19 protein-coding genes are annotated in these 25,085 nt (G+C 63.0%); 7 read left to right on the plus strand and 12 right to left on the minus strand.

Annotation, left to right across the window (positions count from 1 at the left end):
- Window positions 1-762: 762 nt before the first annotated feature.
- Window positions 763-2,115: an Nramp family divalent metal transporter gene (locus YUU_RS0113845; protein WP_027522909.1), complete on the minus strand. Its 1,353-nt coding sequence runs from the start codon at window positions 2,113-2,115 to the stop codon at window positions 763-765.
- Window positions 2,116-2,283: 168 nt separating this feature from the next.
- Between YUU_RS0113845 and YUU_RS0113850 the strand changes: the two genes are divergently transcribed.
- Window positions 2,284-3,528, plus strand: coding sequence for an MFS transporter (locus YUU_RS0113850; RefSeq protein ID WP_027522910.1), 1,245 nt, complete (start codon window positions 2,284-2,286; stop codon window positions 3,526-3,528).
- 108 nt (window positions 3,529-3,636) lie between these two features.
- On the opposite strand, the gene YUU_RS0113855 is transcribed toward YUU_RS0113850, so the two are convergent.
- Together YUU_RS0113855 and YUU_RS0113860 are read right to left on the minus strand one after the other, a co-directional pair.
- On the minus strand, window positions 3,637-4,896 hold the full coding sequence (locus YUU_RS0113855) for an adenylate/guanylate cyclase domain-containing protein (RefSeq protein WP_027522911.1): 1,260 nt from the start codon (window positions 4,894-4,896) through the stop codon (window positions 3,637-3,639).
- 139 nt (window positions 4,897-5,035) lie between these two features.
- Window positions 5,036-5,848 carry an outer membrane protein gene (locus YUU_RS0113860; RefSeq protein WP_084801437.1) on the minus strand — a complete coding sequence of 271 codons (813 nt, stop codon included), beginning with the start codon at window positions 5,846-5,848 and terminating at the stop codon, window positions 5,036-5,038.
- A gap of 457 nt (window positions 5,849-6,305) precedes the next feature.
- On the opposite strand from YUU_RS0113860, the gene YUU_RS55075 reads away from it, so the two are divergent.
- The 3 genes from YUU_RS55075 to YUU_RS0113875 all read left to right on the plus strand — a co-directional run bounded on the left by YUU_RS55075 (window position 6,306) and on the right by YUU_RS0113875 (window position 8,890).
- A complete protein-coding gene (locus YUU_RS55075) occupies window positions 6,306-7,205 on the plus strand; it encodes an AraC family transcriptional regulator (RefSeq protein ID WP_198031753.1) in 900 nt (299 codons plus the stop codon).
- A gap of 294 nt (window positions 7,206-7,499) precedes the next feature.
- Window positions 7,500-8,657, plus strand: coding sequence for an MFS transporter (locus YUU_RS0113870; protein ID WP_027522913.1), 1,158 nt, complete (start codon window positions 7,500-7,502; stop codon window positions 8,655-8,657).
- A gap of 41 nt (window positions 8,658-8,698) precedes the next feature.
- On the plus strand, window positions 8,699-8,890 hold the full coding sequence (locus YUU_RS0113875) for a hypothetical protein (RefSeq protein WP_027522914.1): 192 nt from the start codon (window positions 8,699-8,701) through the stop codon (window positions 8,888-8,890).
- On the opposite strand, the gene YUU_RS0113880 is transcribed toward YUU_RS0113875, so the two are convergent.
- The 6 genes from YUU_RS0113880 to dmeF all read right to left on the minus strand — a co-directional run bounded on the left by YUU_RS0113880 (window position 8,891) and on the right by dmeF (window position 17,282).
- Window positions 8,891-9,769 (minus strand): DMT family transporter, encoded by an 879-nt coding sequence (locus tag YUU_RS0113880; protein WP_027522915.1) that lies wholly within the window; start codon window positions 9,767-9,769, stop codon window positions 8,891-8,893. It lies immediately after the preceding gene.
- 122 nt (window positions 9,770-9,891) lie between these two features.
- Window positions 9,892-10,722 carry an N-acyl homoserine lactonase family protein gene (locus YUU_RS0113885; RefSeq protein ID WP_027522916.1) on the minus strand — a complete coding sequence of 277 codons (831 nt, stop codon included), beginning with the start codon at window positions 10,720-10,722 and terminating at the stop codon, window positions 9,892-9,894.
- Between the two features lie 246 nt (window positions 10,723-10,968).
- Window positions 10,969-12,987, minus strand: coding sequence for a hypothetical protein (locus YUU_RS0113890; RefSeq protein WP_027522917.1), 2,019 nt, complete (start codon window positions 12,985-12,987; stop codon window positions 10,969-10,971).
- A 39-nt stretch (window positions 12,988-13,026) separates the two neighbouring features.
- A complete protein-coding gene (locus YUU_RS50875) occupies window positions 13,027-14,172 on the minus strand; it encodes a phosphatase PAP2 family protein (RefSeq protein WP_084801438.1) in 1,146 nt (381 codons plus the stop codon).
- Window positions 14,173-14,211: 39 nt separating this feature from the next.
- Window positions 14,212-16,044 carry an adenylate/guanylate cyclase domain-containing protein gene (locus YUU_RS0113900; RefSeq protein ID WP_027522918.1) on the minus strand — a complete coding sequence of 611 codons (1,833 nt, stop codon included), beginning with the start codon at window positions 16,042-16,044 and terminating at the stop codon, window positions 14,212-14,214.
- Between the two features lie 275 nt (window positions 16,045-16,319).
- Window positions 16,320-17,282 carry a CDF family Co(II)/Ni(II) efflux transporter DmeF gene (gene dmeF, locus YUU_RS0113910; RefSeq protein WP_027522919.1) on the minus strand — a complete coding sequence of 321 codons (963 nt, stop codon included), beginning with the start codon at window positions 17,280-17,282 and terminating at the stop codon, window positions 16,320-16,322.
- A gap of 203 nt (window positions 17,283-17,485) precedes the next feature.
- Between dmeF and YUU_RS0113915 the strand changes: the two genes are divergently transcribed.
- Both YUU_RS0113915 and chrA read left to right on the plus strand, forming a co-directional pair.
- Window positions 17,486-18,304 carry a chromate resistance protein ChrB domain-containing protein gene (locus YUU_RS0113915; protein WP_027522920.1) on the plus strand — a complete coding sequence of 273 codons (819 nt, stop codon included), beginning with the start codon at window positions 17,486-17,488 and terminating at the stop codon, window positions 18,302-18,304.
- Entirely contained in the window at window positions 18,304-19,689 is a 1,386-nt protein-coding gene (chrA, locus tag YUU_RS0113920) for a chromate efflux transporter (protein WP_027522921.1), read from the plus strand. The genes YUU_RS0113915 and chrA overlap by 1 nt, the downstream gene beginning before the upstream one ends.
- 320 nt (window positions 19,690-20,009) lie before the next feature.
- Here chrA and YUU_RS61175 read toward each other — a convergent pair whose 3' ends face one another.
- The 3 genes from YUU_RS61175 to YUU_RS0113935 all read right to left on the minus strand — a co-directional run bounded on the left by YUU_RS61175 (window position 20,010) and on the right by YUU_RS0113935 (window position 23,566).
- Window positions 20,010-20,819 (minus strand): hypothetical protein, encoded by an 810-nt coding sequence (locus tag YUU_RS61175; RefSeq protein ID WP_051389738.1) that lies wholly within the window; start codon window positions 20,817-20,819, stop codon window positions 20,010-20,012.
- 491 nt (window positions 20,820-21,310) lie between these two features.
- Window positions 21,311-23,026, minus strand: a complete 1,716-nt coding sequence (locus YUU_RS0113930) for a SulP family inorganic anion transporter (protein WP_027522922.1) — start codon at window positions 23,024-23,026, stop codon at window positions 21,311-21,313.
- Between the two features lie 114 nt (window positions 23,027-23,140).
- Entirely contained in the window at window positions 23,141-23,566 is a 426-nt protein-coding gene (locus YUU_RS0113935; RefSeq protein WP_035662357.1) for a hypothetical protein, read from the minus strand.
- A 170-nt stretch (window positions 23,567-23,736) separates the two neighbouring features.
- Between YUU_RS0113935 and YUU_RS50885 the strand changes: the two genes are divergently transcribed.
- Entirely contained in the window at window positions 23,737-25,047 is a 1,311-nt protein-coding gene (locus YUU_RS50885; RefSeq protein ID WP_051389739.1) for a hypothetical protein, read from the plus strand.
- Window positions 25,048-25,085: the final 38 nt, after the last annotated feature.

A 25,085-nucleotide genomic window follows, 5' to 3' on the forward strand; every position in this document is an offset into this window, starting at 1 on the left:
ACGGTTGAGACCGGCGCCGCATTGCGGGCAGAATCGGTGCTCAAGTTCAACTCGGGCGGAGCAAGCAGGACACCTGGTCACGGCACTACGCACTCATCAATGGCTTCAACGAATAACCGGCGCTCATCCGCATGATCATCGTCTCGCTTGAGGACGTGAACCTGCGCGCAAACAGAGTGGCGGGAGGGCCTGACAAACGTGGCGAAAAGTCTTCCCGCCGGTAAAACAATCAAGACGTCGACATGCGCTTCGCGCGGCATACCTTTGTTCGGAAGGTGCCAATTCCGAAATGCCGGCACCTTTTGTCCTGCCCTTCGAGACGCGAGGCCTATGTTGACCCGAACGGCAGCCGCCTTGGAGCAAACCCAATGGATCTAAACCAATGGATCTAAACCAAACGTCCTGCGCCCATCCATCGAAGTCGCGCGTTGCCGACGATCATGTCTGATGAGAAGCGCGGTTGACGCGCTCATCTCAGCGCATCATTTCGCGGCGTGCAAAAACCATCTTGAAATAACCAACGCCATTATGAGCCCCTATCAAAAATTGAATTCATTATACGCGCCTAGCCAAAATTGAAAAGGACGAATCCGTAAAAGCCCGGGGTACCAGGCGTCAGGCCGCAAGCAAAGCTCGATTATTCCGTCCAACGGCCGAATGCGTTCCGATTTTCCCGCCTTTTGAGGGCACTTTCGAGTGGCGGACGACGGTATCCCCGGGGTTTGCGTACCGATCGATCTCGGAAAAGGATGTCCTCAGCCCTCACCCGAACAGAGTATCGGACAACAACTTAAGGTTGAGGATAACGATGACGCCGGCGACAATCCAGGCGATCGCGGCGACACTACGGGAAATCGCGAACTTGCCCATCTTGCGCCGATCGGAGACGAAGCGCACCAGCGGAATGACCGCAAACGGAAGCTGCATGGAAAGTACGACCTGGCTGAACACCAGCAGATCGGCAGTGCCGCGTTCGCCATAGATCGCGGTGACGACGATCACCGGGATGATCGCAACGCCGCGCGTCAGCAGGCGGCGCGCCCAACTCGGCAGGCGCAGGTCCAAAAAGCCTTCCATCACGATCTGGCCGGCGAGTGTCGCGGTCACCGTGGAGTTGAGACCAGAAGCAAGCAGCGCGATTGCGAACAGCGTCGAGGCGATGCCAAGTCCAAGCAGCGGCGACAGCAGCTCGAAGGCCTGGCCGATCTCGGCGACGTCGGAATGGCCGGTTTTGTGGAAGGTCGCGGCCGCGACCACCAGGATCGCGGCGTTGATGAAGAGCGCCAGCATCAGCGCCACCGTGGAGTCGGTCGTCGCCCATGTGATCGCCTCGCGCCGGCCTTCGTCGGTCCGCTCGTAGGCGCGGGTCTGCACGATCGAGGAGTGCAGATAGAGATTATGCGGCATCACGGTGGCACCGATGATGCCGATCGCGATGTAGAGCATCTCGGGATTGGTGAAGATCTCCGTCCGCGGCGCAAATCCGCGGATCACCTCCGCTACCGGCGGCGCCGCCGCGGCGATCTGGATCGCGAAGCAGATTGCGATCACGACGAGCAGCGACATCACGAAGGCTTCGAGGAAACGAAAGCCGCGGTTCATCAGGAGCAGCAGCAGGAAGGCGTCGAGCGCGGCGATCAGCGCACCGCCGATCAGGGGGATGCCGAACAGCAGCTTGAGCGCGATGGCCGTGCCGATGACCTCGGCGAGATCGCAGGCGATGATCGCGGCCTCGCAGGCGAGCCACAAAAGCCAGTTCACCGCCGGCGAGTAGGTCGCGCGGCAGGCCTGCGCGAGATCACGATCGGTGACGATGCCGAGCCGCGCCGCCAGCGACTGGAGCAGGATCGCCATCAGGTTCGACAGCAGGATTACCGAGAGCAGCGTGTAGCCAAACTTCGACCCGCCGGCGAGGTCGGTCGCCCAGTTGCCGGGATCCATGTAACCGACCGAAACGAGATAGCCTGGGCCGACAAAGGCGAGCAGCCGGCGCCACCACGCCGCGGCGGCGGGGATCGCGACCGTGCCGTTCACCTCAGCCAGGCTTTTGGTGATGGGCGCGTCAGTGCGCCAGCCAGCTGCGTCGGGGGTCAGATCGGGTGATCGGGCATCCATGGGTCAAAGAGAATACCGAACTCGGCTCTTATTGCAACTCATTTGCAACTGCATCTAGCCGCGCTGGTTCCCGGAAGGTCCCGCGACCGGTCTTGTCGGGAAGCGGGTGGGTTTGGCGGTCATTGGGGGCGAATACTGGCCTTTAGATCGACTTTCAGGGAATGACCGATGTCAACGCCCCCCAGCCTGCCGGATACGTTCAACCGCCTCGCCTGGTCCAATCTTGCGGCGCAATCGGCGGAACAGATCGCACTGGCCGCCGCCCCCATCGTTGCGGTGCTGGCGCTGGGCGTCGCCGAAGGCCAGGCCGGCCTGCTCCAGACCGCCCTCACCCTGCCATTCGTGCTGTTTGCGATTCCGGCCGGCCTGCTCGCCGACCGCATCTCGCGGCGCGCGCTGATGGCCGGCGCCGAGGCGCTGCGGGCTGCGGCGCTTGGGACAATCGTGATCCTGATTGCGCTCGGCGCGCTCAACCTGCCGCTGCTCGCAGCACTCGGCTTTGCCGCGGTCTGCGGCACCGTCGTCTACAGCGTGGCGGCGCCCGCGCTGGTACCCTCGCTGGTGCAGGCCGACGCCCTGCCCGCGGCGAATGCACGGATTGAGCTTGCGCGCACCATTGCGTTTGCGAGCGGTCCCGCGCTCGGCGGCGCGCTGGTCGGCTGGCTCGGCGCAAGCCCAGCCTTCGGCTTCGCCGCCGCGCTTTCGGCGATCGCCGTCGTGCTGCTCGCCGGCCTCTACGAGCCCGCGCGCGCACCTGTGCCGCGACGGCACCCGCTGCAGGAGATCCGCGAGGGCGCCGCGTTCGTCTTCCATCACCCGCTGTTGCGGCCGGTGTTCGTCACCCAGTTCATCTTCAACACCGGCTGGTTCCTCCAGCTTGCGGTGTTCGTGCCTTACGCGGTGCGTCATCTCGGCCTGTCCGCGACCGGCGTCGGCGTGGTGCTGGCGATGTATGGCGTCGGCATGGTGATCGGCGCATTGGTAGCGACGCGGGTGATGCGGCGCCTCGCCTTCGGCACGGTGGTCGGACTTGGACCGGTGACCGGATTCGTTGCAGCCCTCGTGATGGCGCTGACGGTGCTGGTGCCTGCCGCATGGCTGGCGGCGTTGAGCTTCTTCCTGCTCGGCGTCGGCCCGATCCTCTGGGTGATCTCGACCACCACGCTGCGCCAATCGGTGACGCCGCCGCGCCTGCTCGGCCGCGTCTCCGCCATCAACATCATGAGCTATGGCGCACGCCCGCTCGGCTCGGCGCTGGGCGCGATCGTCGGCGGCTTTTATAGCGCAGAGGCGTGCCTCTATCTCGCAGCCGCGATCTTCGCCGTGCAGGCGCTGGTGATCTGGCTCTCGCCGGCGGTCGCGCTGGACCGCCAGCCGGAGATGGTCGGCGACGAGGCGACGGCGCGCTGCTAGCAGCTCGTCATTGCGAGCGCAGCGAAGCAATCCAGGAATGCACCCGCGGAAAGCCTCTGGATTGCTTCGCTGAGCTCGCAATGACGGAGTGTGTTGGGGACGCCGACGCTAACCCGCCAGATACCGTTCGTAGCTGCCCGTCACCGGCTCGCTCGTGTCGATGTCCGGATCGAGGGTATAGAGATCCTGCGCGCGGCCGATGCCACGCAGTGCGTAGCGGCCGGTCGAGACGAGATAGCGGCGGCCCGCCGCATCGAGCCCCGCGTAAAACTCCGCCGATGCGAGCAGCTCGCGATCGACCGAGCGGCTCATCGAGGCGATGCGGCTGACCTCGTTGACCGTGGGCCCGACCACCGTGAAATCGAGCCGGTCCTCGCTGCCGATATTGCCGTAGAAGACCTCGCCGACATGCAAGCCAATATAGGCCGAAGTGATCGGGCGGCCGGCGGCGGCCCGCTTCGCGTTCAGCGCCACGATGTTCTTGCGGAAAAGATGCTCGGCCCGAAGCGCCGCGCGACGGGCGCCCGCCATGTCCTCGCCTGTGAACATTGCTAGCACGCCGTCGCCGATCAGCTTCAGCACGTCGCCGCCGGCGTCGTGGATCGCATCGATCACGGCCTGCGCATAATCGTTGAGGAACGGAATGATCTCGTCGGGCCCGATGCTCTCGCTGATCCCGGTCGAGCCGCGCAAATCCGAATACCAGAGCACGGCATTGATGCGCTCGGTGACGCCGCGCGAGATGCGCCCGCGCAGCACCTGCTCCGAGGCATCACGGCCGAGATAGACGCGCCCGAGCGTGCGCACGATATCGACCTGCTGGGCGGACTTAATCGTAAGCCCCAGCACCGGCACGAGATCGCGCAGCGCTGCGAGCTCGCTCTCGGCAAAGCCCTCGCGCCGCCGCGTCGTCCAGTAGGAATAGAGGCAATCCATCTGGCCGAGCGCGCCGCTCTCGCCGAAGCGATGCACGAAGGCGAGGAAATGCCGGTGGCCTTTGTCCGCGAGCTCGCCAATCTGCGAAAAGTCGAGCGATGCGGTGTCCGCGAGATCGATCTGCATCTCGTCCTCGCCGTGCTCGAGCAGATGATAGAACACCGAGCGGCGCCAGTTCTTGGCCGGATCGCCCTGCGCCGTCGATCCATATTCGACGACGTCGCTCTCATTGCTCGGCACATCGCTCCAGCGGAAGGCGCGCCCCTCATAGATCGGGTGCAGCGTGTCGATGACGACGAGCCCGCGCGACAGCTCGATCCCCTCGGCGCGGCAGCGCTCGCAGAAGCCGCGGAGCATCTCGATCTCGGGCAGGCCGGTGAGCCCCTGGCTGGTCAGCCAGTTGATCAACGCAAGGCGGGAGGTCAATTCCATACGCCATTATGGCGTGCATTCGTGACGAGCGAAAGGCAGACGTCGACCTCACGGCTTTAGGTCTCAGGGCTTGCGCGTGACGACCTCGCCATCCTCCTCCACCAAGGATACAGGCGGCTCCAAGCCGGCGCGGCCGCGTTCAGAACCTGTAATTCAGAGTTGCGGTCACAAGGTCACCAAGCATCGAGGCGGAAATCTTCTCGTGATAGAAGGATGCCTTGTCTTTCGACTGATAATTTACAGAGCCGAGATCGAAACGGAGATATTGGACTCCTACCGTCCATTTGGCGCTCAAGGGCAGCTCAACTCCTGCGCCTGCCGTCCAACCGGTCGCTACCGTCGACGCGGCACCATGCGAATCATATCCGTAGTACAGCACGTTGTAATTGTACGTTGATTTGACAGCGCCGAACGCCAACCCGGCGGTGCCGTATAGCAGCGCGCCTCCAAGCGGAATGCCGGCACGGCCGCGCAGGGTTGCGAGCCACTCAATCTTTGTCATCTCCAGGAAGCGCGAGTCCGCCTGGAAATAGGGATCCTTGATGTAACCTGTGTCGCTGTGGCTCGCGAGCGATAGCGCACGGATATCGCCCTCGAGACCCCACACGAAACCCTGCGATTGCCAGTTCCACCCGGCTTGGGCACCGCCAGTAAAATTCGACGGCGAACTCTTCGACGAGCCCGCGGAAGCGATGAATGGTGGAAAGAGTGGATCGTACAACCAATCCGCAGCCTGCACGTCCGTCCGTTGCGAGCCCCAGGCTCCCCCGATGTTTCCTCCGAGATAGAACCCGGACCAATTTGAGGACTGCGCCTCGGCGGTCGACGCCGCGCAGAGCGCGGCTACCAGGGCTCCGGTCGCGACCAACAGCTCCTTAAGTTGCGCAAATCGCAACGTTAGCCTCCGACTTCTTCCGGACCGCTTCATCAGATCAAGGCTCGACTCGTGCATCCTGGAAACCCTCAAATTCTCGGCGCTCAAAGAGAGCCAGTGCGGGCACGTGGCGCCGTCTCCTCTCAGCAAATGTCAGATCGCCGCGGAGATGTCTTGGACCGGGCAGCACACAGTTTGCGCGGGCACGGCACTGAGAAAGAATGGAGACGGCTGTTGTACCGGAGGCACATTCCAAGGGACCGCCTTTGCCCTGACGGCACATGCGCCTTGGACGACACGGCATTGCAACGGCGATGAACCCCGGCGTACAAACAACGACTAATGCTGGTTGCCTCGCTTGAGGGAGCCGACGTCTTGAGGCCGAATTTGCCGGTGGCGGCCGTGACTAATTCCGTGATCGGTGGCAAATTCGGCTGGAGACACTATGTCCGAAAGGAAAAGCGCAACCGATCCGATTTTGGGTCCGCCGACGCGTTTCTCATTCTCGACCGACAATGTTGCACCGGCGCATCGCTTGAACGCCTTCCGCGATGCCGTCAACTCCGTCGAGGAGGTGGACTGGCTTGCGCGATCGCCGGACGAGTTTCGCTGTGCCGTGCAAGCCGACCTGTTCGACGGAGCCATTGCCATTGATCTTCAGGCGTCCGACGTGCGGGGCGGCCCCAATGCACGTCAGGCTCGCCACAACAGCGATCGGATCACGATACAGATTTGCGACCGCGGCAGCCTTCATGTCGAACAGCAAGCCTCGGCTTTTGACGTGGCGCCAGGCCATGCGGCCATCGTCCGCAATGATCTCGAAGGTCACACGACGTATTTAGACGACGCACGCGTCCAGTTCCTTTTTATCGACAGGACACTCGTGCGCCCTCTGTTGAAATCCGATTGGTCGAGGTCAGCGCTCCATATTTCTGCCGCCACGCCCTCCTTGCGCCTGCTCAGAAGCTGGCTGGCCAGCCGGGCCGACGTTGAGCTTTCATCGGACCAGAATCTTCGCGCACTCTATGTCCAACATACCGCCGACCTCGTTGCGATGATTCTGGGACCGCATTCCGATGCGGAGGCCCTGCTGGAAGGTCGAGGGATCAAGGCCGCGCGCCTCAAGGCAGTCATCAACGCGATCAGGCACAATGCGGCGCGCCAGGAGCTGTCAGCGGAGCTGGTCGGCCGCAGCCTCGGCATCTCGGAGCGCTATGTTCGCGTGTTGCTCGAGGAAACCGGAAAGACATTCTCCGAGCACCTTACCGAGGAACGCCTCCTGCATGCCAGAAGGCTCCTCAATGCGCCTCACCTGGCCAACCACACCATCGCCGAGATCGCCATGATGTCGGGCTTCAGCGACATCTCGCACTTCAACAGGAGCTTCCGTCGCCGCTTTGGCGACACTCCGAGTGGAGTTCGCCGCCAGTTCTAGCCAGGCACAATTGGCGAGCGCGGCTCGGCGGCTCCTTGAGATATTCGATCAACTCCGGCTCGACGCCGCTCCTGCGGATCATGGCGAGCGAATTGCGCGAGGTCCCGCAAACCGCAGTTGTGATAGATGGTGACGGCCATGATGGCGTCCTCGCAGGCCCCGGATAGCATCCCGCCCCTTGCAGATCGAATATGCCGTGGGCGATGTTGACGCCGCCCGCGCCGCGGAGGCAAAAGCCGATTGATGTATTCCGATGCCGGCGACGACCAGAAGCGCCAAGATCAACGCAAGCACATGAGCCAGCGACAGCTTCCGATCATTCTGGCGCTGGGCACCACACAGACGCTGGCCTGGGCTTCGAGCTACTACCTGCCGGCCATCCTCGCCGATCCGATCGGGCGCGATCTCGGCGTCTCCGCAAACTGGATCTTCGGCGCCTTCTCCGCCTCGCTGGTGATCTCGGCCCTCCTGGGGCCGCGCATCGGGCGGCAGATCGATCTCGTCGGCGGACGGCAGGTGCTCGCGGCCTCGAACCTGACCATTGCTGGCGGCCTCGTGCTGCTCGGCTTCTCCACCTCCGTCCCGATAATGGCGATCGCCTGGCTCGTGCTCGGCGTCGGCATGGCGCTCGGACTCTATGACGCCGCCTTCGCCGCGCTCGGGCGAATCTACGGCGCCGAGGCGCGCGGCTCGATCACCGGCATCACGCTGGTGGCCGGATTTGCCTCGACCGTCGGCTGGCCGCTGACGGCCTGGGGGCTTTCGCATATCGGATGGCGCGACACCTGCTTTGCCTGGGCGGCCGCTCACATCCTGATAGGCCTGCCGCTCAACTTCCTGATGCTGCCGAAGGTGAAGGGCGCCTGGGAGGCGGCGACGACGGCTGTCAAGCCGCATATCCCGCTCGACCGCACCATGATCCTTCTGGCTTTCGTCTTCGCCGCGGCCTGGACCGTCACCGGCGCGATGGCGGTGCACTTCCCGCGTATCCTTGAAGCCACCGGCGCGACGCCCGTCGAGGCGATTGCCGCGGGCGCCCTGATCGGGCCGGCGCAAGTCGGCGCGCGGGTTCTCGAGGCGAGCTTTCTGAGCCGCTTTCATCCGCTGTGGTCGGCGCGGCTTGCCTGCATCACCCACCCGATCGGGGCGGCCGTGATCGCCATCTTCGGCGCGGCCGGCGCGAGCGCCTTTGCGCTTCTCCACGGCTCAGGCAACGGCGTTCTGACCATCGCGCGCGGAACGCTGCCGCTCGCGATCTTCGGGCCGAAGAATTACGGCTACCGGCTCGGCATCATCGGCGCGCCGGCGCGGATGGCGCAGGCCATTGCCCCGCTCGCCTTCGGCCTCTTGATCGACGTCATGGGCAGCAAGGTCCTGATCGTGTCCTCGGCGCTGAGCCTCACCGCACTCGCGGCACTGTTCCTGGTCCGCCCCGAACGCCGGCCTTCTTGAAGCCCCTTCCCTTCGCGGCTGCTTTCGCGCAAAAGCAAGGCATGACCGACGACACCGGAAATTCAGGCGCACTCAGGCGCATCGCGCGATGGGCGATCACGCCGCCACAGGCCTATGGCGTCTATCTCGCCGCCGTCGTGCTGGTGTTCCTGCTATCGTTCTACGCGGGCAGCCTGAAGCCGAAGAAGGCGCCGGAGGGCGGACCGCCGCCCGTTACGGCTCCGCGGAGCTGATCAGGCCGCCTTCGCCCCGCTGGTGGCGATCCAGATGCCGGCGAAGACGGCGACGAGGCCAATCAGGAGATTGGGCGTGATCGGCTCGCCGATCAGGAGCGCCGCGAGCGCGGCCGCAGCGATCGGGTTGACCGTCATAGTGTTGGCAACGCGCGTCGGCGTCGCAAGCTCGAGCGCCTTGACCCAGAGGATGAAGGCAAGCGCACCGCCGCCGATGCCGAGATAGACCCCCGCGACCCATTGCGCGGTTGTGAAGTAATCGAGCGCCGCGAAGCTTCCGCGCACAAGGCCGACCAGCACCAGCGCGATGGCCCCTGCCCCCATCCCGACCGTCAGGAAGCCGAGCGCGCTCGAGCGCTGCATCAGCGGGCGTGACAACACGTTGTAGAAGGCCATGCAGAAGACGGCCGCGGCCATGATCAGCTCGCCGCGCCAGGCTCCGGGTGGGCTTTGCGCGAGGCCCGTCGCGAGGGCGGCCACGACGCCGAGCACGGCAACGCCGACGCCGAGCGCCTTGGGCACCGTCAGGCGCTCGACGCCAAGGAGCGCGCCGACCACCATGGTATGAAGCGGCAACGTCGCGAGCGCGAGGCTGGCCCGTGCCGCGGTCGTATAGGCGATCGCGATATTGTAGAGGATGAAGAACAGGCCGAAGAAGCTGAGGCCGAGCAGCAGCACGGCCGGCACGTCGTCCCGCGAGGGCCACCGCACGCGCAACAGCAGTGCAACCGGCAGCAGGCAGGCGAAACCGATTCCCCAGCGCAGGATCGCCAGCAGGATCGGATCAGCGCCACCGACAAGATAGCGCGTGATCGCTGCCGCGGTGCCGCCAACGCTGCTGGACAGAAGCGCGATCGCAACGCCCGCCCATTCGCCCAAGGCTGCCTCCAAAGCCTGCTTCCTTAGCGAAGCCAGTCGGACGAATTGCTAGCACCCCCCTGCTGACAGCATCGTGGCAGCAGTCCCAGCTGTCATTCGAGGGATCCGCCGCCCGGACAATGTCAGTCGTAAGACTCCGGCGCCATCTTCAAGCTGTCGCGCTGCGCCTTGTCGTGGTTGATCCAGAGTTGGGCTTTCTCCTTCGCAAGCACGTCGGCGATCTTCCGCATCGAGGCGACCGTCTGGTCCTTGCTGACGTTCATGCTCGGCACGACGCGGTTGTCCCAGTTGCTTTTGAAGTGCACGGCGTCGCCGGACAGCACCACCGCGCCGGTCTTCGGCAGTTTCACCAGCAGCGACTGGTGTCCCGGCGTGTGGCCGGGCGTTGCGAGAATGGTCAGGCTGCCGTCGCCGAACAAATCCTTGTCGCCGTCGAGCAGCACGACGGGATGCGAGGGCTTGAAGCGCGGCTCGTTGTTGGGGCCGGGCCACTCGTATTCAGTCTTCTGAACATGAAGGACGGCCTGCGGAAACATCTCGACATTGCCGGTGTGGTCGGGATGCGTGTGCGATACCGCCATCCATTTGATGTCGCTCGGCTTGAGGCCGAGCTGCTCGAGTTGCGCGAGAAGTGTCTTCGGCCGGCGCCAGACCGTCGCTTTCGGGTCGGAGGGAACCAGGCCATTGGGCATCGATGCAACCGCATCCGGCACACCGGTATCCCAGAGGAACCAGCCCTGGCTGTGCTTGATGAGATAGCAGCTATCAACGAAGTCCATCGGCTTGCCTTCGTTCATGCCCGGCGTCCAGCGCGACACGTCGCTGGTGGCACCCTCCCCGCAATTGAGGATGTAGAGCTTTTCGACGCCGGACTTTTCCGACTGAGCCGAGACTGCATGAGCGGACAGGACGAGCACGGCGGCTGCGAGAGCAAGTTTGATCGGACGTATCATGGGGTTCCTTCCATGCGGCAGGCTGCCAATTGGCAGTTCGGAATCAAACCCCGAGCGGAGCCGAAAAGTCCAGTGTCGTCGGCAGTTGGCGGCCAGAATACGGCGAGGCTCGCGATCGGCGGCATGATCGTAACCGCCATCCTGGCGGTCGGATCGCGGCGCGGCCGTGGCGTCAAGGCGGGAAAGGCTCTCCCCCGAGCAGTCAGGACTGCCCGCGACAATGAGGCTCAACCAGCCATCGGTCGATCATGGTGGAGGCAGATCGCCACCACCGCGTTTCTCGACTTCCGATGGATCGGTCGGAACATCGGTCGCCATCGGGAAGGCGACGCCACCATCCGCGTTGGCAAAGTGCCGTGCGAGTTGGGGGGCCGCCACGCTCGTGCCAATCAAGCGAAAAACCCCACCGCTCCGATTGCCACCGCCAAGAATGCCCTGGAGAGCGTAGGATTCATCGCAAGGCAGCACGTAGTCGGGACCCTCACGAGGGCCGCCGCGAGCGGGCCCAGCCGAGGCATAGGATGATTTGCGCCCATTCGACAGGATGTAGCCACCGGCGACATGTACGCTCGGCTCCTCCGCAGTCGCTATGCCGTTGAGAGTGCCGTGGGTCTTGATCCGCGATCCGGTCAGGTCGAACTCCCCGTCGGCGTATTCGAGACTCTCCTCGGCCGAGAGACTCTCCTCCCATTGTGGATCGACAAAACGAGACGACCTGGCGCCGGAGTGCACGTCGAAATTCGGGTCGGTGCGCGCGACATAGGCATGCACGTTCGCGTTGACACCGATGTAGTCCACTCTGATCGTCCAATCTCCGTGCTCCGGCACGAACCCCGGCCCGGCAATGGTCGGCTCGATTGTAAGAAGCCACATCGTGTTACTTCCCCAGGTGCGGGGGGCGTACGCTCCGGTGTAGGACGGAAATGGGAAGCCGGGCGGTGGCGGAATTGGGCCAGTGACGGATGTCGAGATGAGGCCGCTGGGCGAAGTCAATGTCACCACGACACCGCTGGCAGCGCTCGCGCTCATCCAGACCTCGGCAAAGCACAGCACCGAATTGTCGGGCGGGATGCGCCATATCCATTCGGCATGAACAGGCTGCGTCGTCTTGTTCTCGAAAAAGAGGTGGCCGTCGCTCAGATAGCTGTTGCCGACGGCCAGGAAGACGTCGAGCTTCGGCTTTCCGTGAGTGCCGTCGAATATCGTGACAAGGTCCGTCAGCGCGTCCTCAAGCTCCGCCGTGCCGTCATGTGGCCCGGTCGTCGGCCCATAGCTGACATTGACGACTATGTTCTTCGTTTTCGTCGGGTCGACGAACGACAGAATGTAGTAGATGCCATCCACGACATATGACTTGAGCCATACGCCCGTCGCATCACGGAGGCACGCCTCCGAAAATTGAACGAATACGATGTCCGCGGTGGCCGCAGGACCGGAGTCCGGCTGCCAGCTTGGTGGATCCTGGCGGCCGATGCGTGACGAGACGGGAACGCGTCCCGCGAGCGTATCCATGACGTGACCGCCGTGCGAACGGTGGCGCTTGAGGGTCTTGAAATGTGCGTCGGCATAGCAGTCATCTTCATCGACGAGGTCCGTATTCGTCGTGTGCAATTCGATCCACTCGTCCAGCCCGATCTGTCGTATGCCCGTGCCAGGCGGATCTGAATCGCGCAGGAACTCGAGGCCGTAGTTGAAGTCGGTCAAGAACTTGCCGAACACCTTGGTGCCGTCCGGCCGGATCGGATTTCTGTCAGGATTCTGATCCCAGATGCCGCGCACACGCGTGCCGGTCGCCACGCTGGAGATGAACTTGGTAAAACGCGTCGCCGCGAACGGACAGCCGTCGTCAATCTGGCCGATCAGGACCTCGGTGGGCGGATACTTGCTTGCCGTACGATCACGCAGGTCAGCCCGCTTGACCAGCTCGGCCGTAGTCGGCTTCACGGGCAGCGACAGTTCGACTCTCAAAACATGGTCGATCCAGCTCTGAAACGTCGAGGGCCCAACCGCCGCCTTGAACCCTCGCATCGTCGTGAATCGAGAGGCCGGATCGGACGGACCGAATTCGATACCTGGCGGGGCATGAGGATGGTTGTCATTGTCCATTTCCCCGCCAAACTGCTCTGCATGTTGGACGTCTATGAACTCCACCAGCAGGAACAGCTTGAACCCCTTTTCGTCGAAAGACTCGAAGTACTTGAAGTCTGTCGCGATCGCATAGCGAAGGTAGGGTTCGAAGCAGTTCGGAAACTCGGTGTCGGCCATGGTACGCTCTCCACTTTGACGTGCTCAACGAAGCGTGCCCTAGGGGAATTTGTGCCAGTAGGTCCACTCCTCCTGAGCCTTTCCCCAAAGCTCATTCAAAATGAGGGACTGTGTGATGGGCCCTTCCGAAGATTCAGAATAAAACTTATTTGCCGAGAATTGCTGGTCCGCGCTGAATGGATTGAAGTCCGTGTGGGGATGGCCGTCGACATAGCTGGCATTGAACGTACGGCTCGTCGATGCTGTGGACCCGAGACAGCGTCCGACAAAGTACTCGCCCAGGGTCACGCCCAACATACGCCCCGCCATGCTGTCGACCGGAAAATGAACGCCTGCCACGACACGATTGGTCGTGATGCGCGCCGCCTGACGTTGGAGCTGCGCGATCACCGTTGGGTAATTTGGGTCAAGGTTAAGCAGTGCCTGCAATACATGAGCCACCGCGTAGGCCTGCGTCGCGTGCCCCATGGGGAAAGTTCCATGGCCGGGCGTCGTGATCATCGGCTGTATCTGCGCGTTGTATTCGACCGGACGCCAGCACGCGAGCGCGTGCTTGAAGCGCATTTCCACGTACACGCAGAACTGAAGCACCATGTTGATGAGTTCGAATGTGCGTCTCGTGCGGTCGGAATGCAGATAGACGATCGACGACCAGAAAGCGTATTGGGCATCGATCTGCGCCATGATTTCAGTGGCCCTCTCGTTGCGCAGCTCCGCCCAGCTGAGGACCATCGGAATCTGCTTTTCGAACGTCAACTGCGCCGGACGTTCGATATCTGCGATCAGATATCCGGACGACCACACCTGGAATCCGGTGCCGACTCCCGTTCCCACCTTCACAAAGCTGATCCCGTACAGCAGTTCGCCGAGGGCGATGTAGGCACGAACCCAGGGCTCCCAGCGCTCCAACTGCAGCGGGTTGTCGATGCCTGGCAATTGCGGCGCGTAGTAGTCGAAATGTGGCGCCGTCGAATGTTCGGGAACGACGATGATCCCTTCTCGCTCGAGAATGAGCGCGTCCACCATCACGGGGTTGGCATAAACGTCGCCCAGCGAACCGATTACGCCTCCCCCCGCGCCACCTACTCCACCGGCTCCGCCGGCGCCCCCGGCACCGCCCGCTCCTCCCGCACCACCTGCGCCGCCCGCACCGCCCGCTCCTCCTGCTCCGCCTAGTTGAGCCATTGCCTGCCTCCCTGTTGAGTTGGTCAGTCGATGAGTGAGTCAGCCTGTTGCCGGCAAACCTGCCATTTCCAGGCAGCGAGCCCAGTGCCTGCCTGTTTCGAGGTGCGCGTTGGGAGCGCGCGCGATGTAGCGTTCCACGGTCAATGCCGGCTCGAGCTCGCGCATCTTGCCCAAGGCTCTCCGCGCTTCCTCCATCCGGTTCTGCGCGACGAGCGCAATCGTGAGAACGCGCCAGGTGGACGGATGCATGCGATTGAGCACGAGCGACGATCGCGCCAGCTTTTCCGCCTCGGAATACCGATGTGCCGAAAGTTGCGCCGTAGCGCCGAGGGATTCGAAATAGTAGCGTTGCGGATCGAGCGGAGACAGCTCCATCGCACGCTGTGTCGCTGCCACAGCGGCGGAGCCCTCGCCTTTGAACGCGTTGACGGTGCCGCGATAGAGCCAACCCAGCGCGTGGCTGGGGTTGGCATCGACGGCCTGCTCGCAGCGCTTGCGGGCGGTGTCGAGGTCGTTAAGCAGGTGACAGTAGACGAATCCTTCGGTCGCAAGCGCGAGCGCATCGGACGGATCGCGGTCGAGCGCCGCGTGAGTGGCGCTCAAGGCCTCGGCGGCTTCACGCTTGCGGTCTTCGGACCAGCCGCGCGTCACTCGCAGGATAAACCAGTTGGCGAGCCAGGCGCGCGGGGCGGCAACGCGGCCGTGCCGGTTGATCAGTTCATCAAGAACCTTGCGCGTCTGGAGGAACTCCTCCTTGCTCGATCGGTGCATCAGCCGGATGCTGCCAAGCAGCAGCGAATAGCTCTCGAGCGTCGGCAGCGGCTGGGTCAGGATATGCTCGACCTCGGCATCGAAGACCGACTGATGCACGGCAGCGGCGATGCGATGAGCGAGATCACTTTCCGGCTGTAGCAGGTCGCCGATCTCGCCGCTCAGGCGATCGGTCCAGACGATCTGGTTGGTGCGCGCCGCCGCCAGCTCTGCCGTCACGAGCATCCGGCCTGCATCGACCACGTAGCTACCGCTGAGGATGTAGGTGGCGCCGAGATGCGCGGAAACTTCCGCGACATCACTCAAGTGCCCGCGGAACACGTTCGTCGACAGGCGCGAGATCACCCGCAGGTTCGCCGACCTCGAGAGCCGCCAGATCACGCTGTCCGCGATCAAACTCCCGACATCCATATGCTCCGGCGCATTATTCCGCGCAACGAAGGGGATAACGGCAATCGTCGGCTCCATGGGAGTTCCATAGTCTCTCCGAGCCGCGAGGCTCGGGTGCGGACTTGCCGGACCGACACGATAAGCACGCACCGGTTTGTCAAAGTGCTTGAGTATACATTCTCCCAAATCTTCGCATAGCGCATCCACCCCATGCGTGAGCTCGTCACGCGCCGCTGCACTGCCAATGGTCTCACCCGGTTTTGCGAGGCCGGCGAGGGCCGCCGCCAGTCGATCGTGGGCAGACGCACTGGCAATCGTTTCACCGGGACCTGCGAGTGCGGCCAGCCGGGCCGCGAGGTTGATGCCGGTGCCATAAATGTCGATGCCATCGCTCCAGGCGGACGAGGCGTTGATCCCTGCGCGAAGTTGGAAGTGTTGATCCTCGGGGAGCCCCTCATTCAGGGCGGCGATGGTCCGATGCATCTCGGCTGCGGCATTCACGGCGTCAGGCACTGTCTCAAAGCGGACCATCAGGCCGTCGCCGAGGCTCTTGACGAAGACACCGTGATAACGCGGCAAGATCCGTTCAGTGGCGATATGGACGAAGTCCGCCCATCGACGCACTGCGGATGCCTCGTGCTCCCGCATGAGCCGCACCGACTCCACGAGATCGATCAAGAGGACAACTGTGTCATGCTGCACGAGGCCCATGGTTGTCTCTCCGAGAGCCCGACCTCCGCTGGTCGGACTCAGGTCAATGGCCGCTCAGGCCAGTACGATTCCCGCTTCCTTGTCCGGCAGTTGTGAATTCGACGGATGCCGCGCCATCGAGTGCACTTAGATCAGTACCGCGCACGCGAGCACGATCCTATGAAGCAGATCACGAATGGCGAAATAGATCAGACGGTCGTGCCTGTAACGAAGCGACACAACCTTTGATGAATCATTGATGATATTCACGCTCTGCGAGCGGAGTCATGACCGCGCTAGTGCGGACAGGTCTCGACTTCGACAGTGATGTGGCTCAACCCTTTCAATCCGGCCAACCGCTTCTTGTACACGGCGGGCTGCTTGGGCTTGTCGGAGACGAGCGAGACCAGCACGGCGCGGTGGCCGGGGCCGACCTGCCAGAGATGCAGATCGGTGACGCGGTCCTCGCCCACCTCCATGCGGGCGCGGATGACCCTTTCCAGCTTCTCGTCGGCCCTGACGTCGAGCAGCACCGCGCCCGAGGCCTTGATCAGGCCGAACGCCCAGTTCGCGATCACCACGCTGCCGATCAGGCCGACGGCCGGATCGGCCCACACCCATCCTGAATACATGGCGACGACGAGCGCGCCGATCGCCAAGAGCGAGGTCGCCGCATCCGCCATGACATGGATATAGGCGGCGCGGAGATTGTGGTCTTGATGATGATGGTGATGATCATGGTCGTGGTCCTCGTCATGCACATGTGCGTGGCCATGATCATGGCCGTGATGGTGGTGATCATGGCTGTCGCGCAGCAGCCAGGCGCTGACGAGATTGACACAGAGGCCAAGCACCGCCACCGCGATCGCCTCGCCATAGACGATCGGCACCGGCGAGATCAGCCGCAGCACGCTCTCATAGGCGATCTGGACCGCGATCAGCCCCAGGATGATCGCGCTGGAAAAGGCGGCGAGATCGCCGAACTTGCCGGTGCCGAAAGTGAAATGCGCATTGCCAAGGTGCTGGCGCGCGAAGCGATAGGCGAAGGCCGCGATCCCGAGCGCCGCCGCATGCGTTCCCATGTGCCAGCCGTCGGCGAGCAGCGCCATCGAGCCGAACAGCGAGCCGGCGACGATCTCGCCGACCATCATGATCAGCGTCAGCGCCACCACGAACCAGGTGCGCCGCTCGTTCTCGTCATGCTTGTCGCCGAGGAATGCGTGCTCGTGCGTCCATTGCTCGGTGGAATGTGAGTGCATCGGACATATCTCCGGGAAAGAATCCGTTTGCCGGGAATATAGGCCCCGGTAGCAGAACTTTCTAAGGCTCATTGCCGGTCAAACCCGCGATTGACAGGCACTCGCGGTTTCGCTGTAATACGGCTCATGGGGATTTGAGCGATCTCCCCACGAGGCGACATGCCCAAGTATCGCGTCCCGTTCACTCTTTACGAGGACGCATCATGTCTACTTTCACGACGATATCTTCTGACAAGCTGGCCCGGCTGATCGGCACCGCGAATGCCCCTGCCCTGATCGACGTCCGGACCGACGAGGACTATGCCGCCGACCGGCGGCTGATCCCCGGCTCCATCAAGCTCAGCCACGACAAGGTTCCGGATTGGGGTGCCGACTTCGCCGGACGCCCGGCGATCGTCACCTGCCTGCGCGGCGAAAAGCTCGCGCAGGGCACCGCGGCCTGGCTGCGGCAGCTTGGCGTGCAGGCCGAGACGCTGGAAGGCGGTTTCGAGGGCTGGAAGGCGGCAAAACTGCCGCTTGTCGACACCACCAAGCTGCCGAAGCGGGATACCAAGGGTCGCACCGTCTGGGTGACGCGAGCACGGCCGAAGGTCGATCGCATCGCCTGCCCATGGCTGATCCGCCGCTTCGTCGATCCCAATGCGGTGTTCCTGTACGTGGTGCCCTCCGAGGTCGTCGGCGTCGGCGAACGCTTCAATGCCGCGCCCTTCGACATCGAAAATGTGTTCTGGAGCCACCGCGGACAGCTCTGCACCTTCGACGTCATGGTCGAGGAGTTCGGGCTTGCGACCCCGCCCTTGCAGCGGCTCGCAACCCTGGTGCGTGGGGCCGACACCGCGCGGCCCGATCTTGCTCCGGAGGCTCCGGGCCTGCTCGCAGCCTCGCTCGGCCTGTCGCGGATGTATGATGACGACCTCGAGCAGCTCGAGGCCGGCATGCTGCTCTACGATGCCTTCTACCGCTGGTGCCGCGACGCCACCACCGAGACCCACAACTGGCCGACCAACAAAGTGAAGGCGTGATGGATACCCGCAATGTCCAAGCAGGAGCTGATGCCGGTCACGGCATCAGCTTCAACGAAGCCCTTCGCGTCTGGCTTCGGGTCGCCGTCTTGAGCTTCGGCGGCCCGGCCGGTCAGATCGCGGTCATGCACCGCATCCTGGTCGAGGAGAAGAACTGGATCTCCGAGGGCCGTTTCCTGCATGCGCTGAACTACTGCATGCTGCTGCCGGGACCGGAGGCGCAGCAGCTTGCGACCTATATCGGCTGGCTGATGCACCGGACGGCCGGCGGGTTGATGGCCGGCGGACTGTTCATCCTGCCCGGCATCATCGCCATCATGGGCCTGAGCTACATCTATGCGGCCTTCGGCAATGTCAGTTTCGTCGAGGCGCTGTTCTTTGGCCTGAAGGCCGCGGTGCTCGCCATCGTCGTCGAAGCCGTTGTGCGCGTCGGCAAGCGCGCGCTGAAGAACCGCATCATGATCGCGCTCGCGGCCGCAGCCTTCGTCGCGATCTTCTTCTTCGCCGTCCCCTTCCCGATCATCATCATCACCGCCGGCATGATCGGCTATGTCGGCGCAAGAAGCGGCCGTCCGGAATTCGCGCCCTCGGCCCATGGCCATGGCACCAACACCGCCGCGATCGACAGCATGCTCGGCGAGGCCGTTCCCGATCATGTCCGCCCCAACACCGCGCGTGCGATCCGCGTCGGCGCGCTATGGCTCGCGCTCTGGCTCGTGCCGGTGATCGCTCTGCTCGCGGCGTCCGGACAGGCCAACGTGTTCAGCCAGATCGCGCTGTTCTTCTCGAAGATGGCGCTGGTAACCTTCGGCGGTGCCTATGCGGTGCTCGCCTATGTCGCCCAACAGGCGGTGGAGCATTATCACTGGCTCAGCGCGCGCGAGATGCTGGACGGTCTCGGCATGGCCGAGACCACGCCCGGTCCCCTCATCATGGTGCTGCAATTCGTGGGCTTCATGGCCGCCTTCCGTGATCCAAACGGGCTGTCGCCGATGCTCGCGGGCACATTCGGGGGCCTGCTTGCGACATGGGTCACCTTCACGCCCTGCTTCCTCTGGATCTTCTTAGGGGCCCCCTATGTCGAGCTCTTGCGCGGCAATAAAGGCCTCGCCGGCGCGCTCAGCGCGATCACTGCGGCCGTCGTCGGCGTGATCCTCAACCTCTCGATCTGGTTCGCGCTGCACACGCTGTTCCGCGAGACCGTCCCGGTGCACGCATTTCCGCTGTCCTTCGACATGCCGGTGCTTGCAAGCGTCGACATCGCGGCACTCGTGCTCTCGATCGCGGCCGCGACGGCAATCTTTCGCTTCAAGCTCGGCATGCTGACGGTGCTGGCGGGATCGTGCGCGGCCGGCGTGGCGCTGCGGCTGGCGGGTTTGATCTAGGAGCTAGGAGAGACGCGGCTTCAGGCCGCGATCTCAGCCATCGCTGTCGCTGAGTCTCTAGCCAATCGCAACGCTCCGGGCCTCGGCCCGCGCCACCGCGCTTTCGGGTCAAAGCGGACATCAACCGGGCGATACTCCCTGCTCAATCGGTCGAAAATGACCCAAAGGCAAATCCCTTGGTGTCCCCCATTTGTCGTTCGGTTCCGCTGCTTTCCTGCCGAGTTTGCATAGCCGACGTGCCCGCCGCTTCCCTATGGTCGAGGAGAGTGAACTGAACTCGCAACAGAGGCTCAGATTTTGAAGATCGTTTCGCTCATCGGTTAGGGCCGAGCCTTCAAGGTATGTGGCCAAAGCGGGACGCGAAAAATCTTGAAGCCAGCGATTTCAGGAAACCCGTCCGCTGCGTCCGCAGACACGAGGGCCAGCACAGCAGCCGTCACCTCGCCATTGCTAAGCCGATCGATCGCCGCGGTGTGTCCTGCACTCACTTTGATTGAGACCCTTCCTGCCACAACAAACCCGATCCAAACATCAACGCTGGATGCAGAATACCTTTCATCCATCGCAACATTTTTACCCGCAAGATCGGCTACCGACTTGATCTCCGGACGAGCCATTACAACGGCAACCAGGAGGTCCGCGGGTTCGCCATCGTCATGTGGAGCTGTCAAATCCGCATCCGTCATTCGCTCTGCGACCTCGGTCGCAGCCGCCACCTGCTCCTGCAGGGTTCTGCTTTTGGAATTCGGAGAGAGAACCACAGTGGATTGCCCTATCGTACCCAAATCCGCAGCGGCTTTGCTTTTCGGCTCGAGTTGCGTCCTCAATGAGGGAGGCCGGAGCGGGATGCGAGTTGACGTAGGCTCAGTTTTTGCTCTGATGCTTGCAGGTTTTGTTTTCTTGGTGATGAAACGGGAAGCCCTGTCACGGCCCCGAAGAGACAGCGGCTTTTCGCTCTTGAGTTTGGTTTCTGTCGGCGCTTCGGTCTTGAATGACGCGAATTCGATCGGCTGATGAGCCGCCGCTCTGGGAAAACAGGCGAACTGGCGTTCGTCAGTGCACGGTACTGTACCCGCCTGGTGTGGTGGTTGACGGCTGCAGCCGACCAAGGTCGCCGCGAGCGCGATCATGAGAAGCGCCCTCAAACAATCCTCCTAGAGGATGAATGTCCGCCGTCATTCGCCTTGCGTATTGATCTCCACGCTGGGGGTCTACCTTTTGTGCAAAAACGTTAAAGGCGCACTAACCGTCGGGGTCCTTAATGCGCGATCCCCCATATGGTTAATGTCGGCACGGCCGTAGCAACTTCGATTTGCACCTAGCGAATTTCCGTCGCCTACGTCAGAACCGGTCATATGTCAGCTTGTGTGGGGCAAAGCGGACGTCCATCAGCTGAGTCGCGATGTCCGAGTCTGGCCCTTCGCGACAAAGTGCGCCGCCGCGCGAACTTGGTCGCTAGAGCAGACGCAGCCATCGTCAGGTCACGCCAACAGATTTGTGGGTACACGCTTGACGTGGCTGGGCTTGTGGCGTTTGCGCCGTAATGCCCGAGCATAGAGATTACAGAATTCGTAGAGCAACGACGATGCGGATAGAGGCGCGCGTGACCCAGGACGGACTTTCACAAATCGTCCTCCTTAAGCGGCGCGATTTGTTGAGACTCGCGCAGGTAGGCCTTCAGGGCCTGGCGCAGTGTAGGAAGGATCCACGTCTCATGTTCCGGCCGGTAGAGACCGGCCTCCCGAAACCATTCGAGAAACTCGGCCTTGCGCCCGGCTAGCATCAGGAACGTTCCGCGGGCTTCGAGCCGTTCGCGCAAATCGCGAAGTGCATACAGTCCGGTCGTGTCGATCTGGCTGACTGGAATTGCATCAATCACAAACCATCGTAGTTCCGGGCCTGCGGCGTCGGCCACCGTCAGCGCTCTCGCCTTGAAGTAGTCGGAATTGAAGAAGGTAAGCGGGCCATCGAAGCGATACAGCACGAGCCCCGGAAACGTCCTGGCGTCTGGATGTCGCTCGACCGAATGCAGACCGGGGAGTCCGTCGACCGTTCCCAGGACTTCGTCCCTCGGCCGCGCGGTCAACTTGACGAAGCGGACCAGGGCCAACCCCACCGCGATGAGGATTCCGTTGATGGCGCCCAGCGCGACCACTCCGAGCGTGGTGATCACGGCCAGGACGACCTCGCTACGATCGATGCTCCAGATTTCGCGTAGCGTACGCGTGTCAAACAGCGAAATCGAAGCGAACACGAGCAATGCGCCCAGCGCAGCAATCGGCACATATCGCAAGGGCCCTGTCAGAAACAGCAACACTGCGGCGATTGTCGCCGCCGCCACCAGGCCAGTCACTTGGGTGCGACCGCCGGATGCAACGGCCACGGCTGTGCGCGAGTCAGCGCCGGTCACGGCGAACCCCTGAGACAAGGCGGAGGCGAGATTAGCTGCACCAAATGCAGCCAGCTCACGGTCAGCGTCGATCTCGTAGCCGCCCTTCGACGCAAAGCTGCGCGCTGTCAACATGCCACTCGAAAACAGCACGAGAGCGAGCCCCGCCGCGCTGCCCAGCAGGGATGGTATGTCGTCCGTTGGAAATCTGGGCAATCGCAGCGGCGGCAGGCCCGCAGGAACCGCCCCCAGAATAGCCACTCCATACCGGTCCAACCCGAACAATGCGACCGCGGCGCCGGCGGCGATCAATATGATCGGTGCAGCCGGAAGTCGCGGTACCCAGCGCGCCAGCCCAAACAATATCGCCAGGCTTGCCGCTCCGACGATCAACGTCGGAACCTGCGTCTCCGGAAGCTTGGCGAAGATTTCGAACAGTTGCGGAATAATCCTTTTGGATTCGATGGAAAAGCCGAGCAGCTTGCCGATCTGCCCCAGGCAAATGGAAATTGCGACCCCGTTCAAGAGTCCGACAAGGATTGGCTTGGAAAGAAATTCCGCCAGCGCACCGAGCCGCAAGAAACTCGCTCCAATGCAGAACATGCCGGCCAGAAATGTGACTGCGACCGACAGCGACCAGTACAGTTCGACATTGCCGCCCGCCAGCGGAGCTACTGCGGCGGCGACCATAGCGCACACGGCTGCATCGGGATTCACGATCATTTGCCGCGAAGTGCCGAAGATGGCGTACGCGATCAGCGGCAGAATGCTCGAATATAGCCCCACGACCGGATCGAAGCCCGCGAGCTGCGCGTAGGCAATCGCGACCGGCAAGGCTACTGCGGCAACAGAGATTCCCGCCAACAGATCGTGCCGAAAGTCGTCGGCAAAACTGTAGGACAAAAGTTTTATCAATCCGGGTGCAATACGCGTCAGACGGTCAGTCATGCCGGATTACGAGTAGTGGTACGCCGGAGCGCAAGCCACGCAACTCTAGCTGCGCGAGCGAAGGTCCGCCAGTGGCCCTACGCGACCATGTTGCGTCGCGTTCGCCAAGCCCGATCATGTCGGCGCAATAGCGATATAGGGAATGCAGGCCACGACAACGGCGAGCTGGATCGCATTGCCCAGCATGCCGCCCCAATGCAGCCGCCGGAGTCGGCGCGCGGCCTCCGTGTCGCCGGCATCTCCGTCACTGATCCGGGCATCCATCTGCCGCAGGAACCAGCGGCGCGACCACACGGCGAGAGCCGTGATCAAGCCGACGCCTATGGCCAGGACCGGGCGGCCGTCCACGGCAACGGCAGTCGTGCCTACGGCACCGGCGACGGCCAATGTCAGGAAGTAGCCGTTGAACATGGCGCGCAAGAGCAGCGCGACAGGTCGGACGTCCAGCTTCACCAGCAGAAAGGCCGGCGCCGCCAGCAGCAGATAAAACATCGGAAGCAGCAGGATGATCGTGGCAAACAGGGCGACGTTGTCTGGCATCATCCGAACACCCCCCTCGTTCCTGCGCCGGGCAAGGGTTCTCCGGCAGCGCAGTATCGGCCTCGATTTGTCGCCGGCACCATTGGGCTTTGGTTGGACGCGCACTGCGTCCAGCGGCCTAGGACCCGATCTCCACCGGAAACGTTGATAGGGGTCATCGAAGGCGCGCCATGGAAACACTCTCTGCGTATCTCGACCGGAAGCACGAGGAACTTGCATTGCTGAATGGTTGCCTCGCGAAGCCTTTGGCGCTGCGAGAGTCGGTTGCGGTCGTGGAGGTGATCGAACAGAAATTCCGCCTTGCCGCGGCGCTGAAGGCTGAACACGCCCTGCACGACTGGGCGCGCACGGAAACCGACTGGGCACATTGGGGGCGGCTGCGCGCCGGTCCGTTCGAGTTCAGCTACGATTACCAGCGCGCCGATCTCGACGTCCGCGGTCCTCCGTTCTACGACGTCGAGAACGCCGCGATGCCGGAGACCATCTACACGTCGTCAGGCATGGCAGCGATATCGGCGCTGCTGCTGAGCTCCGCCCGCGTAATCCCGAACGCAGACATTCTGGTCCTGCCCGGCTCCTATGGCGAGACCATCGAGTTGATTGAACGCCATGCCCGACATCTGCGTCTCGTGGCGCTGAACCAAGCGCCCCGTGAACTCGCGCCTCTCGCGGGCCGGCCGAAAATTCTCCTCTTCGACTCCTGTGCGCCGGCTGCCGCCTTCGAAGCGACGCTGCGCTGCGAGGCGAGCGGGCTCGATCTGGTCATCTTCGACACGACATGCTTCTCGACCGGTTCGGGACGGATCCGCCGCGTGCTCGGCTGGGCCCGGCGCCGGCAAATTCCCGTCGTCCTCGTGCGCAGCCACACCAAGCTCGATTCTCTCGGCCTGGAATATGGCCGTCTGGGTTCTGCATCATTCATTGCCGCTGACGAGCGGATGACCACGAATGGCCGGCAATTGCTGACCGATCTGAAGACGGAAATGCGCGATGCCGTGCGGCTGTTCGGCGGCGCGGCCCTGCCGGCGCATTTTCCGCCCTATGTCGGGACGGAAGCCTACCGCATGCTGACCGACCGGCGCGTCGCAGCCATCCTTCGCAACAGCCGGCGAACAGCCCGCTATTTTGCAGCGGCGCTTCCCGGTTCATCGGCCGAGTTGCATTTCGCCCATGGGCTCTACGTGACGCTGGCACCAAAGTGGAGCATGAACGAGCAGCAGGCGCGGCAGATCGCGGTGGATCTGTCGGGCAACTTGGGCCGGGCCGGATTGCCGCTTCGCCACGCAGGAAGCTTTGGCTTTGATTTCGGTGCGACGGAGTGGTTCCACGACACCATCAGCAATCGCTATGTCGTCAGGATCGCCGTGCCGGATTTGCCGACGCCGTTGTGGGACGAGGTCGCTCAAGCTGTGGCGCGCTGGTGGTCTTCGCATGAGCAGGACGCCCCCCGGCGTGGGCTGCCCGCCAACGTATCCGCATAGCCTCACGTCTCACCGGACTCCTCCGCCCCGGTGAAAGA

The organism is Bradyrhizobium sp. Ec3.3 (assembly GCF_000472925.1).
Classification (GTDB): domain Bacteria; phylum Pseudomonadota; class Alphaproteobacteria; order Rhizobiales; family Xanthobacteraceae; genus Bradyrhizobium.

Bases quoted from the DNA above. Each gene is read 5' to 3' on its own strand.
- YUU_RS0113845 (WP_027522909.1), bottom strand. From the start codon at position 2,115: ATGGATGCCCGATCACCCGATCTGACCCCCGACGCAGCTGGCTGGCGC.
- YUU_RS0113850 (WP_027522910.1), top strand. From the start codon at position 2,284: ATGTCAACGCCCCCCAGCCTGCCGGATACGTTCAACCGCCTCGCCTGG.
- YUU_RS0113855 (WP_027522911.1), bottom strand. From the start codon at position 4,896: ATGGAATTGACCTCCCGCCTTGCGTTGATCAACTGGCTGACCAGCCAG.
- YUU_RS0113860 (WP_084801437.1), bottom strand. From the start codon at position 5,848: ATGCACGAGTCGAGCCTTGATCTGATGAAGCGGTCCGGAAGAAGTCGG.
- YUU_RS0113870 (WP_027522913.1), top strand. From the start codon at position 7,500: ATGAGCCAGCGACAGCTTCCGATCATTCTGGCGCTGGGCACCACACAG.
- YUU_RS0113875 (WP_027522914.1), top strand. From the start codon at position 8,699: ATGACCGACGACACCGGAAATTCAGGCGCACTCAGGCGCATCGCGCGA.
- YUU_RS0113885 (WP_027522916.1), bottom strand. From the start codon at position 10,722: ATGATACGTCCGATCAAACTTGCTCTCGCAGCCGCCGTGCTCGTCCTG.
- YUU_RS0113890 (WP_027522917.1), bottom strand. From the start codon at position 12,987: ATGGCCGACACCGAGTTTCCGAACTGCTTCGAACCCTACCTTCGCTAT.
- YUU_RS50875 (WP_084801438.1), bottom strand. From the start codon at position 14,172: ATGGCTCAACTAGGCGGAGCAGGAGGAGCGGGCGGTGCGGGCGGCGCA.
- YUU_RS0113900 (WP_027522918.1), bottom strand. From the start codon at position 16,044: ATGGGCCTCGTGCAGCATGACACAGTTGTCCTCTTGATCGATCTCGTG.
- dmeF (WP_027522919.1), bottom strand. From the start codon at position 17,282: ATGCACTCACATTCCACCGAGCAATGGACGCACGAGCACGCATTCCTC.
- YUU_RS0113915 (WP_027522920.1), top strand. From the start codon at position 17,486: ATGTCTACTTTCACGACGATATCTTCTGACAAGCTGGCCCGGCTGATC.
- chrA (WP_027522921.1), top strand. From the start codon at position 18,304: ATGGATACCCGCAATGTCCAAGCAGGAGCTGATGCCGGTCACGGCATC.
- YUU_RS61175 (WP_051389738.1), bottom strand. From the start codon at position 20,819: ATGATCGCGCTCGCGGCGACCTTGGTCGGCTGCAGCCGTCAACCACCA.
- YUU_RS0113930 (WP_027522922.1), bottom strand. From the start codon at position 23,026: ATGACTGACCGTCTGACGCGTATTGCACCCGGATTGATAAAACTTTTG.
- YUU_RS0113935 (WP_035662357.1), bottom strand. From the start codon at position 23,566: ATGCCAGACAACGTCGCCCTGTTTGCCACGATCATCCTGCTGCTTCCG.
- YUU_RS50885 (WP_051389739.1), top strand. From the start codon at position 23,737: ATGGAAACACTCTCTGCGTATCTCGACCGGAAGCACGAGGAACTTGCA.